The organism is Paenibacillus alvei DSM 29 (assembly GCF_000293805.1).
In the GTDB taxonomy this organism is placed as follows: Bacteria; Bacillota; Bacilli; order Paenibacillales; family Paenibacillaceae; genus Paenibacillus_B; species Paenibacillus_B alvei.
Genome location: NZ_AMBZ01000006.1, coordinates 125,183 through 137,648, shown reverse-complemented (window position 1 = coordinate 137,648; position 12,466 = coordinate 125,183). Strand labels below are relative to the sequence as shown.

The window sequence follows — 12,466 nt, the reverse complement described above, 5'->3', positions numbered from 1 at the left end:
TAATGTTTATCTGATCTATTTTAATATGACAGTGGTTGTCATATATCTTCCTTTACACTAAAGAAAAAGTCAAATCTAATGAGGAGGTAACTGCATGAAACCATTGCAGAATCAAATTGCGGTTGTAGCGGGAGCTACGAGAGGGGCAGGGCGCGGGATCGCGGCAATGCTGGGGGAAGCGGGAGCGACTGTATACTGCACAGGGAGAAGCACACGAGCGGTGCAATCCGATATGCAGCGAACGGAAACGATCGAGGATACGGCAGAAATCGTAGCGGCATATGGAGGAATCGGGATACCGGTACAGGTGGATCATACGAAGGAAGATGAAGTGAAAGCCCTGTTCGAAAAAGTGCGGAACGAACAAAATGGTCGCCTTGATATTCTGGCGAATGATGTATGGGGCGGTGATCCATTGACGGATTGGGGCAAGTCATTCTGGGAGCATTCACTTGAAGATGGATTGCTCATGCAGGAACGGGCGGTTCATTCCCACATGATAACGAGCTATTATGGCGCACCGCTGATGGTAGAACGGAAGCAAGGGCTTATTATCGAGATTACGGATGGCGTTGACTATCGTTATCGTGGAAACTTGTATTATAGTTTAGCAAAAGTGTCGGCGATTCATTTGGCAGCAGCTATGGCGGAATAATTGCGTTCGCATGGGGTTACTGCTGTTGCGGTTACTCCCGGATTTTTGCGTTCGGAGGCGATGCTCGACCTTTTCGGCGTTAAAAAGGAGAATTGGAAGGATGCGGTGAAGCAGGATCCACATTTCATCATGTCGGAAACACCCATATATGTCGGAAGGGCGATTGCTGCGCTTGCGGCTGATCCGAAGAAAATGGAGAAAACGGGACAAACTCTCAGCTCCTGGGGACTTTCTGATTGGTATGACTTCGTTGACGAGGATGGGAATAGACCACACTGGGGCAACTATGCCACAAAACTTGGACTGTAAAGTGATATGCAAATAAGGGATATCAAATAATACTTCCGTTATCCATGTATCTTAGCTAGGACAACCTGTAACTTTCTGCCAAGGCTGCAAATGAAGGGCATCCCGAACGAACTAGGATGTCCCTTGCAACCTAACCTTGTTTTTCAATGACAATGAGACAAGTCCTATCAGGGAATGGAACGGGTATCTTAATCTATCATATCGATTTCATTTGGATTGACGGTATTGGTACATATAGCGCATAGTAAGTCAGGTAGACATCGTGATGGAGAGAAGGTTATTCGCACATTCTATCAACAAGAATATCATGTCGCAGAAGGGAATGAGATCATGAGTAATGCCGTGAATGAGCAGACATGGAAGGAGATTCTCCAGTTATTTGAAAATGGAAACAATCGCATAAATGTTTTGTCAGCCGATCCTGTACGAGGAAAGAATACAGGAGCGATACTGCAAGTCAGCGAACGCAGTTACATAGGTGCGATTGCTCGTCGTTCGGGAGGCGTTCTGGTGGATGGCGGATGGATTAAGCTGCTCGGCTCTGGGAATGATGCTGTATTCGGCGATTTACTAAGTTGGAATGGCTTCGGTGATGATATTGGAATTATGCCGCTGCATGGCGCATGCATGATTGCATATGACTTGGCAGGTGGTTTTTTTGCCCTGAATGGAGGCTGCTTTGAGAGCGAAGGAAACCACGTCTACTATTTCGCCCCGGATACGCTAGAGTGGGAGGACACGGAATTGTTGTACTCCGATTTTTGTGAGTGGCTGGCGAATGGAGACTTGGCGCTTTTTTACCGTACATTCAGATGGAATGACTGGGAGAACGATATTGCTGCGCTAAAAAGGAATGAAGCCATCAGTTATTTCCCGCCGTTGTGGACGGAAGAAGGCTCAGCTGAGCACAGCAGCAGGAAAGCTGCTCCTGTTGCGGAATTGTGGAATTCTTACATACAATCTAGGAATGGAATGGAGAGCGAACAATGACGAAGGACAAAATCAAACTAGCGATTGTCGGCCTAGGAAATATGGGCAGGTACATGATTCGAACCATTTCCAGTCCAGCGTTGGCAGAACAGGTGGAATTGGTAGCGATATGCGAGGCGAATTCTGAATCGCGAGAGCAGTATCAGCAAGATTACCCGCATGTGAAGTACTATGCTGATTATAGCAAGATGCTAGAGGAAATGGACATCAATCTTCTATACGTATCTGTTCCTCCTGCCTATCATTATGATATCGTATGCGCGGCATTGCGCAAGAAAATCCATGTCTTCTGTGAGAAGCCGCTTGCTAACAATTTACAAGAAGCTGCTGAATTGCTCAAGCTGGCAGAAGAAGCGAACGTTGTTCATGCTATTCATTTCTCGATGCCGCATGAGCCGTCTGTGAAACGAATGGAGCAGATGATCAAGGAACAGGCCATTGGAACGATCCGCAGCATGGAACTTATCCTGCATTTTCCAACATGGCCGCGCAGCTGGCAGCATAACAGTTGGATCTCGACCCGGGCGCAGGGGGGATTCGTTCTAGAGGTAGGCGTTCACTGGATTCATGTTATTCAGAAGCTGTTTGGCACGATTACGCATGTTCAGAGTGAACTGGAGCTGCCAGCAGATGAAGAACGCTGCGAAACGGGGATACGAGCAAAAATGCTGCTGAACAGTGAAATTCCGATTTATGTGGATGGCTTATCGGGTATGGCAGGAGAGGAACGAGTTTCTCTCGTTATTTATGGCAGTGAAGGTACGATTTCTCTCGAAAATTGGAATCGGCTTCATGTTGGAGCAATTGGACAGCCACTGGCGAATGTCGCCGTAGAAGATATGGAGGAAGTTCCGATGGCGGTGCAGGTCATTCGTGCCATTCACGGAGAGCGGGCCGATTATTTCGATTTCCGAGATGGGTATGAAGCTCAGGCTGTTTTGGAGGCGTTACGACATCCTTCGTCAGCACAGCTTGCGGACATTCGGAAGGCAGCAGAATGAACAGCTTCTTTGAACTGATTGCTGCTGAGCCCCGCTTATGTGCGACAGCGATGCAAACCGTTGGAAGCAAAGGCTATGACGGTTTTGTTATGGCGTTAGTGGTCGAACCTTGAGTAAAAATGAAGAAAAGCCCTGCCCTCATGAACTGTGATCCATAAGAAGAACACTTAGAAAAAAAAACGACCCTCTTGTGGGTCGTTTTGCATTATACACTCTAGAATGAGGCTGTCATTGCCAAGGCAGGCTTCAAGCAATCCATGTACTTTAGGGGGAATTGTTGGGACAATGCCTCAATGGAATGGCTCTTCGTCATATGAAAGACGAAGTTCATTTTATAGATTGTCAAACTATTAAAAGAATACATGTAAACAATGTGTAGCCCCTTATAATGCATCAATCACATACATTTTATGATCCTCGGGACCAGCTTGGATAGAACTGGGCTGAGCATTTAAATAGACAACTTCCGGTGTGGAGAAACCCTCTAATGTTCGTTTTTGCGGAAATATAAGGAATCCTGTCCCTGTTTGCCGTAGTTCGCAATTTAGTTCTATAAATATAAATTCATTTTTAATGACTCTACCCCATAATCAGTGATTACAGTCCTATAACTTTATTTCTAGCTATTCTTCGATTCAATCCTTTTTAACCGTGATCATTTGGCTTCATAATGCCATGAATTACACAAGTACTAATGTTCTGTTTTGAGCCTCATTTAGTGCATTTTTTTGGTGGGTTGATTCACAAGAAATTTCTTTCGGATTTTAAGAATAAAAGAAAATTTTACTTTTAATACTAAATACACCAAAAACAATAAGGAAGGATTTGCACAGCATGTTCAAAAAATAACATTCTCCGTTTTACTCCAAATGCTCATCTTTTTCTTTCTGGTGTCCGTCAGTCATACTGGTGCACTTAGTCTGAATGAAGAACGAGTAGAAGATTCGTTGCTTCGAAAGCTTCAAGAAGGGGGCTACATTCTTTATATACGGCATGGCGAGACGACGGGACAAGATAAACCTAATCTGTCTTTCAATGACTGCTCAACCCAAAAAACTTGAACGAAATTGGAAAAAACATGCAAAAGCGTAGGGTACCATTTTCGAGAAACAAAAGATTCCCGTTGACTATCCCGTATTGACAAGTCCTTACTGTCGTACCAGAGAAACTGCCGAAATTGCTTTCGAAAAACAGAATATGGTGGTCAATGAGAATTTAGCTTACATTTATTATTTAGAAGATGGCCAATTAGATGATGAGCAGAAGAAAATAAAAGCAAACATCATTCAAATGCTTGAAACCCAACCTCGGCACGGCACAAATAAGGTAATTGTCGGTCACAGTTATCCATTCCATGAATCGATCAAGGGTGAAATTCCGAACGTAGGTACGGTTGTGTTAAAACCGAAAGGCCAGGGGAATGGGTTCGAGTTTGTTGCTCTGATCAAATTGGAAGATTGGATCAGATGGTCTGTCGATAATCGTTCCTGATCCGGAATGAAAGAGATCAAAAAAATCGGTCGTCCCCAAGGTGGGGGCTTCCGATTTTTTTCTTGTACGCTCAACTGAGCAAATTCATCTTTAGGGTGCAAGTCCCACACGGGGGGAGGAGGCGAACGCCGACGCGTTCGTGCTAAGAGCAACGACAGCCGTTTCCCGCAAGGGAGCTGCCAACAATCAGGGTATGTTGGCGCGCCGAGTTCTTCGCAGACACAACTCTCCCCTTCCTCTCGCAAAGTCCATAACGACCTGCTGGAACGAATGCTCGGTACGTAATGCTAGAACTTTATATGATATAATGAGAAATGAAATTCATATCATAAAGTCAGTGGTTATTTGATCCATGGAGGAACGAATCATGCAACTTATACAACCAGATCGCGTTCAACATCAGCTGCAAAGCTTACAGGATAAGTTCTTATATGCGCATCTTGAGATGACAACGGGTGCTTATGCTGCACATCGGGATAAATCAAAAATGACGGCATCCGTATTTTTTAAAAACGCCCCCGTCCGCTATTCACATGGCACGTTAGCAGGAACAGGCCCCTATCGAATCGGTCTAAAAACAGAGCATGGGTGGATTTATGCGGAAGGTCTAACACATTGGGAAGAAAGCGATGAGCGCCGACTGATTATGGCGGGCCATGATTCGGAGGGACGATTGCTTGTCAGCTTCATGCTTAGTGAGCAGCCATTCTAAGCAAGGCGAGCCTTCTCACTGCTGATTGCGAATGATTCAATTAATAGAGACAACTGAAGAGGGGACAACAAATGGAATCACAACATCGCATTGTCGTCGTGCTGCCTCATCCCGATGATGAAGGAATTATGGCAGGTACATTGGCGAGACATATTCATCAAGGCAAGATCGTTACTTATGCATGCTTGACATTGGGAGAGATGGGACGGAACATGGGCAACCCTCTCTTTGCCAATCGGGTGACACTGCCGCTCATCCGTAAACAGGAATTGCTGGAGGCGTGCAAGCGGATCGGAATCGAAGATGTCCGCATGTGGGGGTATCATGATAAAACGATTGAGTTCGAGGAGCAGGATAAGCTGTCGCAGAGAATTGCTGAATTACTGCTAGAGCTGCAGCCGGAAATCGTATATACGTTCTACCCGGGGCATAGTGTTCACCCGGATCATGATGCGACCGGCGCTGCTGTTGTGCAGGCCGTGAAGAAGCTTCCTGTAAGCGGTCGGCCGGTCGTTCGGTGCGTCGCGTTCTCATCCAATCGCAAGGATGCTCTAGGTCAGCCGGATGTAGTGAATGACGTCAGTAACTATGTCGAGCAAAAGATTCATGCGATTCATGCCCATCAATCTCAGGTACGGTTTTTATTGAACAATGGAACATTGGATGACCCGGCTTTTCGGGCGAAATACAGCAAGGAAGTATTTTGGCAGTATCGATTCGATGATTAGAGAGCTCCAAAGATCCATTAGAAAGTAAAGTTACTGATATCGGAAAAATACAATGTGCAGACACTCGATTCATCAAGTGATTATCGCTTGTGAATCGAGTGTTTTTTGCATACGAATGATTCAGATGTGAATTCCTGCGAAAATGATTATTTTTGACTCTAACTCAATTACAAAGTAAAGAAGAGTGATTCCTTAAGAATCGCTCTCTTTCTGCTTAGCTGAATTCGAACCTGTGACTTGTTCACAATCTGTAGATTGGCAGTCAATTAATATTAGCGCTGAATACGACGGCAACTACGTGATTTGCTAGCAAGCTTCCCAGCGTAAATCCGACATCTGGATTTAATGTTGGCTGTACAACTCCGTTGATTTAGGTATCGCCTACATTGGCATAACTTTTGTCAACACTCTTCACATTGCTCAGTCTGACAACATTCACCTTTGTCATCATTGTATTCGTTGTGGCGGATACTTGAATATCTCGTGCAATGCTTGGATAGCTAGGCGAACCTCACTTTGTTCAGGTTGGGGCATAATCTTCGTCTGCTCCCAATAGCCCATCTGGTTTATGTCATACTGATAATGATAGGATACAGCAAGATGCTTCAAGGTATCGTGATGTAGCGTCAATGAAGTGAGATGCTCAGGAACGTGAATGGATAGCTCGACCGAAGCAGTTTGACCCATATGAAGGACGGGAAGCAAGAGCTGATTGGAAAGTGAACGAACAGTCCCCGAAGCTGCAAACATCGTGCTACAGGATGACATATTATACAGCTTTGCTTGGGCAGGCAGATTCAGTGCAAGATTATAAGCTGTACCTCCGCCCACATTCATAATTGTTAAGGTCAGGAGAGCATTTCTCTTATTCTGATGAGAAGACGCTGCAAACTGCGATGAGATTTGCAAAGCATGGTTGTGGAGATGAACATACACTACATTGCCGTAAGCGTTATGCAGCGAATTCACTTCATGAAGCTTTGTGTGACAGAAATACAGCACCTTAATTTGATTCCTTAACAGTGCTGAGAGAGGCGGGTCTACCATTTTTGCTTCGTGATATAAAATAACTGCTTCTCCAGGCTTCAAGCATTCCAAGCATAATTCGCTGAGATGCGAAGGAACACATTCATCATTGACGGAGGTTGGGATAGGCATGGATTCGGACAAGAACCGCTTCTGAGAGGCCATAAGATCCTGCACACAAAGGGACAACGCGCCCATCGTGCCGCAATTGTGAATGATCGTTCGGAAACGCAGGACATCGCCAATTGCTGCTACTGTCTTATCAACCGTCGTATGCACCTCAAGTTTACTATAATGGATCAATGTCATTACGCTGTTGCTGAATGCTTTATGGATTTTAGCTCGGACTGCTTGCGAATAGCTGTCGATCCGATAGAGTGCCGTCGCTGTATAGATGAAGCAATTCGACACTGGTGGCGTGTACACTTCAATCTCAAACCGTACAGTTACACTTTCGCCAGAATGGATACGTCCAATTTTGATCTGATGTGCAGATGTTGGAGCAAGATGGCGCATGTCATTTTGTTCGAATCGACATGCACGGATAAGTCTGGCTTCGGCAGGAAGCGGGAGCATGAGACTGACCTGTTCGGCTGAAGAATGTCCGATATTGCAGATTATGAGCGTGTATTGGTTAGGCTCGCCACATTTGACATCTTTATGTTTACCACTCAGTCGCATGATTAACTTAGCTGGTTGAATTCTGTTCTTGAGAAGCGGAATACAAGAATTGGACAGGAAAGGAATGGCTTGAATGAGGACAGGATTAGCCTTTGAAATCCCTTGCTTGCATCCGCAAAATTTGGGAATCCGATACTGATAGTCTACTTCTGATTGAATGATGAAGCTTTTCGTTCTCGGGATACCATTCACATGTATCCGAAAAGATATCAATAACGTTGTTCGAGGAAAAATAGAACCGATATAAAATCCCCGTATGGGACATACTTCAGGCCAATGCTCCCCATTTACATGTACAGATCCGCTAACGATTCGAAGTTCCTCGGGTATTGCGGTCGAGAACCACACCTCATCAGCAGTTGCCGTACCTGCATTCGACACGGTCGCCTCAATGACGTGCTCTTTACCGAGCGTAATGTATCGGTGTGACGAGGCTGCATGGACGATTATGCGTCCATGGTAGATATAAGTATGAACGGTATTGCTGCAGGTTCGACGTTTCATTAGAGAAGGCTGATCATGCGAAGGATAGCAATATTCAGCATCTGCCACGTTCGCTAACCATCCTGTTACAGGAGCTTCTCTGACTAGGCAGCGATATGAAATGACACGGCTGCAGCCAGGGTGAAGCGTGCCGAGATGGAGTTCGAGTGCATTTCTGCATACATATGCCTTTCCGTCAATGCGAAGACTGCCTGATAAGAAGGTAAGGACATCTGGTAGCAAGTGGATAAAGTGAATATCCCTTAATGGAACAAGCGCCGTATTTCGCAAAATAAATGTAAATGACTGTTGTTCTCCCAGTTGTACGCATTCTCGATCCACACTCATGTACATGTCTAAAAGCGTGGCTTGTACCATAATGCATGCCGTATTCGATAGCTTCGTATCATATTTGATATACCCCCGTTATGGAACATAGTGGAGTAGCTTACCCAGGAGGTATGGCAGATAAGCTGGTTTACAGCAATATCCATCACTTCGGCCAACAGGCTTACATATGTATTGCCGCCGGGCATGATCCGATGCAGACGAAATCCGCAGATCGGATCAGCATACGGCGCAGGAGCGCCGTCAATACGGACACTTGATGGTATCCAACGCAGCTGAGAAGGCAGCGGATCAGCAAACCATGCATGTTCTAGTGTCACATTCCCTTGATTGTCAAGGCGATGATACAAACGAATGATCTCTCCTGGCATGGCAAGGCGGGTATTCGCATATTTGTACAAACTGACGCGATGATAGCGAACATACGTCTTGGTTTTGTTGCTATAAGTGGTTCCCGTATGTATCCGGCAAGAATCGTGCTGCGTATAGTTGTAGGTAATCTTAGCTTGATTGCTGATATATCCGGAGATCGGCCTTGTGGTAATCAATGCGGTGAAGGTAACCATAATCACCGTGCCTATCAATAATCGGCCTAATGGATAGCCGCGCGCAAGGTTGCAATATTTACAAGGGATACCATTCACCTTAACTGAGCCTGGTAAAATACTAATTCCGTTATCAACCCTATCGCGCAGCTCTGTATTCGTTACGGTCACACGGCCTTCATTCGCAATACGAATCGTATATATCAGATGATCGCCTACATCAGCATATCTGTGATCTACCATTTTCGTTATGTAAATGTTGAGATCATCATGATTGTGGGCCAGGATCATATTGCTTGGTTGTGATGTCGTGATAGATGGTCGATTTGGAGCAATTTGATATCTGTACGGAATGATCGCCTGATTGCCTACGATCTGTGTGCCATGTATTTCAACGATCACAGGATTACTATCAATGGTAATTTGGGGCCCTCTATATTTGCTCGAACGATAGACACTATAGGTCAAATCAGCTTTTGTTTCAAGGCGGCCAGAAGACGGAACATGATGCAAGTTCAATTCATATTGGATGACCCGGGGAGTAAGATCATGGATATCTTCTATGCAAAAGCCAACTAAGGGATCCTCTGGTGAGATCGGCATCCCGTTGACTGTTAATGTGCCGGGAACATAGCAGCATTCATTGTCTGCGATAACTCGAAAGGATAAGTTAGCAAGTCTTCTGTTGCTGTTCGGCGTAATCGTTGTTGTAAATGAAATTCGATCCTGCCAATATGCTCTCGACATCGAACATTGCTGCGTTACGATCACATCGCATTCAGTCGAGGGAAAAGTGACCTCTACTTGATTGGACTGTACGCGAGTGCGATACATATTAGATGGAGATGCAGGATCATATGTGACGGAAGCAATGCATACCACCTGATCTTGTGAAAGCTTACTTTTTTGAACAGCAGCGGCAAAAGTAATCGTGACCGTTGCATCCTGCGCCAAAGAAGGTATGATGAGCATTCCGCTCTTGCAGTTAACCGACATGGAATTGTGACAACTGTCTTGGACACAAATATATGGCTCAAGCAGCGTTGCCCCTTCCGACAAATAGAGCGTCACATATATCCGTTCAGCTGCCCTGTCTCCAATATTGCACAGTTGGAGGGAATAGAACACGGTATCGCTAGGTTGAAGCTCCTCACTGCCCTTGTATCCCTCTATGTCCTTCAAGCTTGCCTGTATTATCGCTCCTGAGCAATCGAGCTGTACAGCTATCGTATAAAGTTCTGAATGAGCTGAATCATCTCGGGCAGATAACGCACATATCAGTTGATCTTGAATGTAAGTAGAGTCAGTACGATCGAGGGATAATTCATATTGCCGGAACCCAGCAGATCCCGGAAAAGGATCTGCCTCGCACATCTGTGAACATGCAGAGTAATAAGACCCTGCCTTTCCGACTAGGGACTGTACATTGCTCGCGCAAAACCACAGCTTTATATGGACATCACTGTATGGAAGATTGAACCCCAAAAAATATGGGGATAAGATTTCTGTTGATGAATATGTTCGTGACCAGCGGCCAATTGAATGTATTGCAAGGGCAGGGAGAAATGTTTCATGATGACGTGCAATACCCATCCGCATTGAATCATTTCTTTGCAGTGGACCCATGAAGGAATATGTAAGGAATAAGCACCAGCTGTCCATTCTTTTATTCGAATTGTAACGTCTGCGGTACATATCAATTGAGTTGCTTGTCCTTTCGCAACGCAGGTCGAGCAGTCTTGTGCTGACAATTCATACTCACCCGAAGGAGCATGCAAAATGACTTTTGCTTCTTGCGCCCAATACACATGCTCTTTTTCCAATTGCTGTTCAAATGTCCCGTACCATGTGAGCTCTGCATGCAAGATGTCACATGCTGTGATCAGATCCAGTAATCCAACACGATCGGTCAAGCACTCCGAGGAGCCATTCACAAATTGACCTGCAATTGATATAGCCGCTGTATCTATCGTGGAAAATCGGGGGATAAGCGGCATTGTTCTGCCCTCCATTTTCATGGTATCTCTTATAGAGTGTATGAAAGGATTTGCAGGTTATAACCTTTCGCGCATACACTTCGGCATAAGAAATGGCATGCAATAGCAATAGACATGAGGCCTTAGGAAAATTGATTTTTTCGTGATGAAGAATGGTTTCAGTGGCACACTAAGGGAAATGAGGAAGGAAGTGAGTCATGAAATCGTATATACATGCTTTATTTGTATTGTTGATGCTGTTCGTATGGGCTGCACCCTCAAGCGGATGGACAAAAATACAGCCTTATACAGCTGCATTTATTCGTGACAATGACCTGTGGATTACGAGCGGAACACAAGAGAAGCGGATTACAACCGGGGAGTATATACGGAATCCGAAATGGTCCTTTGACGGGAAATGGGTCGCTTTCACGAAGGGGAAGGAACAACAGGAGGTGTGGGCATATCACACCGTTACAAAATCTCTTAGACGGATAGGAGAAGGAGAAAATGTGCAGTGGTCGCCCAAGTACAGCATCCTTGCCTTTCAGACAAATAATACGCTTCGGATAGCTAATGTGGATACACCCGCTACCCCAATTATTACAACGATTGCAGATCAAATCGGCAACTATGCATGGAATCCAAGCGGAAACGGATTGTTAGTATCTACACTCTCCAAGCTGCTGCCTAATGGGAAGTGGGAGGATATCTATTTATACAACATAAGGCTTGAAGCGGGATCAAGTGCGCCCAATAAAGAACTGCTGTACCGGATTTCAAATCAAACCGATGATTTCTTCGCCGTATTAACCAGTACATTCAAATGGTCGCCCGATGGGAAATGGATCGCTTTCATCGCGATACCGACTGCGTCGCTATCCGCTGACGACAATACACTGTGCTTGCTGTCTGCAGATGGGAAAACCTTCATTAAAATCGGTAATATGCTTCACAATACCAATTGGTTCAATTGGGCTCCGAAAAGCGATAAGCTGGCTTACATAGCAGGAGTGGGAAGAGAAGCGACAAGCAACAAGAAGCTTACCGTAGTCAAGGAGCCATTCCCTCTTAATCAGCGTTCTTATACACCTGATGGGAGGGTAGATACTGATTTCACATGGCGGGATAATCATACGATAATTGCCTCAAGAGCAACCGAAGCTCAATGGACGAGCAATCCCGATAAGAGGCCGCTGCCAGAACTCGTGTTCATCGATCTCGATACCGGAGTGCAAGCGAAGCTCACTGCTCCTCCCACTGGGTTTGGGGACTATTATCCGTTATTCGTGGAAGATGGCCGCAAGCTTTCATGGATCCGAACGGACCGATCTACAGCAGAAGTCCTGCTGTCTTCACCCGATGGCAAGCACATGCATGTATGGATTCCGGATTTAACGCTCGGTACCAATTATTATGAACGTTGGAACTGGAGTGAAGTGTTTCAACCTTACAACACCAGTACAAATTGATAAGATTGGAAAAGTGCTGCGCAGCATTATACATGCAACATTTTGGATC

9 protein-coding genes and 2 pseudogenes are annotated in these 12,466 nt (G+C 45.2%); 8 read left to right on the top strand and 3 right to left on the bottom strand.

From position 1 onward, the window contains the following. Positions 1-94 precede the first annotated feature (94 nt). From PAV_RS19845 to bshB2, 7 genes and pseudogenes are all read left to right on the top strand, one after another. Positions 95-964: pseudogene (locus PAV_RS19845) on the top strand (SDR family oxidoreductase). Positions 965-1,294: 330 nt separating this feature from the next. Further along, on the top strand, positions 1,295-1,954 hold the full coding sequence (locus PAV_RS19840) for a DUF2625 family protein (RefSeq protein ID WP_040736413.1): 660 nt from the start codon (positions 1,295-1,297) through the stop codon (positions 1,952-1,954). Then, on the top strand, positions 1,951-2,955 hold the full coding sequence (locus tag PAV_RS19835) for a Gfo/Idh/MocA family protein (RefSeq protein ID WP_005549268.1): 1,005 nt from the start codon (positions 1,951-1,953) through the stop codon (positions 2,953-2,955). Before PAV_RS19840 ends, PAV_RS19835 begins: the two co-directional genes overlap by 4 nt. A gap of 5 nt (positions 2,956-2,960) precedes the next feature. Next, positions 2,961-3,068, top strand: a pseudogene (locus PAV_RS35565) (O-methyltransferase); the annotation flags it as partial. A 1,084-nt stretch (positions 3,069-4,152) separates the two neighbouring features. Further along, positions 4,153-4,446: a histidine phosphatase family protein gene (locus PAV_RS32530; RefSeq protein ID WP_005549265.1), complete on the top strand. Its 294-nt coding sequence runs from the start codon at positions 4,153-4,155 to the stop codon at positions 4,444-4,446. Between the two features lie 367 nt (positions 4,447-4,813). Then, on the top strand, positions 4,814-5,158 hold the full coding sequence (locus tag PAV_RS19825; RefSeq protein ID WP_005549264.1) for a YojF family protein: 345 nt from the start codon (positions 4,814-4,816) through the stop codon (positions 5,156-5,158). A 71-nt stretch (positions 5,159-5,229) separates the two neighbouring features. Continuing rightward, a complete protein-coding gene (gene bshB2 / locus PAV_RS19820; RefSeq protein ID WP_005549263.1) occupies positions 5,230-5,886 on the top strand; it encodes a bacillithiol biosynthesis deacetylase BshB2 in 657 nt (218 codons plus the stop codon). Positions 5,887-6,333: 447 nt separating this feature from the next. Here bshB2 and PAV_RS19815 read toward each other — a convergent pair whose 3' ends face one another. From PAV_RS19815 to PAV_RS35345, 3 genes are all read right to left on the bottom strand, one after another. Continuing rightward, positions 6,334-8,454: a DUF11 domain-containing protein gene (locus PAV_RS19815; RefSeq protein ID WP_005549262.1), complete on the bottom strand. Its 2,121-nt coding sequence runs from the start codon at positions 8,452-8,454 to the stop codon at positions 6,334-6,336. Next, on the bottom strand, positions 8,433-10,343 hold the full coding sequence (locus tag PAV_RS19810; RefSeq protein ID WP_005549261.1) for a DUF11 domain-containing protein: 1,911 nt from the start codon (positions 10,341-10,343) through the stop codon (positions 8,433-8,435). The genes PAV_RS19815 and PAV_RS19810 overlap by 22 nt, the downstream gene beginning before the upstream one ends. Before the next feature lie 74 nt (positions 10,344-10,417). Beyond that, the gene (locus tag PAV_RS35345) at positions 10,418-10,981 is read right to left on the bottom strand and encodes a hypothetical protein (protein WP_167549042.1); all 564 of its coding nucleotides are present in this window, start codon (positions 10,979-10,981) and stop codon (positions 10,418-10,420) included. Positions 10,982-11,163: 182 nt separating this feature from the next. On the opposite strand from PAV_RS35345, the gene PAV_RS19800 reads away from it, so the two are divergent. Next, the gene (locus tag PAV_RS19800; protein WP_005549258.1) at positions 11,164-12,417 is read left to right on the top strand and encodes a PD40 domain-containing protein; all 1,254 of its coding nucleotides are present in this window, start codon (positions 11,164-11,166) and stop codon (positions 12,415-12,417) included. Positions 12,418-12,466: the final 49 nt, after the last annotated feature.

What these genes read in the sequence shown, in the direction of transcription:
- PAV_RS32530 (WP_005549265.1), top strand. Translation starts at nt 4,153, where the DNA reads ATGGTGGTCAATGAGAATTTAGCTTACATTTATTATTTAGAAGATGGC.
- PAV_RS19835 (WP_005549268.1), top strand. Translation starts at nt 1,951, where the DNA reads ATGACGAAGGACAAAATCAAACTAGCGATTGTCGGCCTAGGAAATATG.
- PAV_RS19810 (WP_005549261.1), bottom strand. Translation starts at nt 10,343, where the DNA reads ATGTGCGAGGCAGATCCTTTTCCGGGATCTGCTGGGTTCCGGCAATAT.
- bshB2 (WP_005549263.1), top strand. Translation starts at nt 5,230, where the DNA reads ATGGAATCACAACATCGCATTGTCGTCGTGCTGCCTCATCCCGATGAT.
- PAV_RS19840 (WP_040736413.1), top strand. Translation starts at nt 1,295, where the DNA reads ATGAGTAATGCCGTGAATGAGCAGACATGGAAGGAGATTCTCCAGTTA.
- PAV_RS35345 (WP_167549042.1), bottom strand. Translation starts at nt 10,981, where the DNA reads ATGGAGGGCAGAACAATGCCGCTTATCCCCCGATTTTCCACGATAGAT.
- PAV_RS19800 (WP_005549258.1), top strand. Translation starts at nt 11,164, where the DNA reads ATGAAATCGTATATACATGCTTTATTTGTATTGTTGATGCTGTTCGTA.
- PAV_RS19815 (WP_005549262.1), bottom strand. Translation starts at nt 8,454, where the DNA reads ATGGTACAAGCCACGCTTTTAGACATGTACATGAGTGTGGATCGAGAA.
- PAV_RS19825 (WP_005549264.1), top strand. Translation starts at nt 4,814, where the DNA reads ATGCAACTTATACAACCAGATCGCGTTCAACATCAGCTGCAAAGCTTA.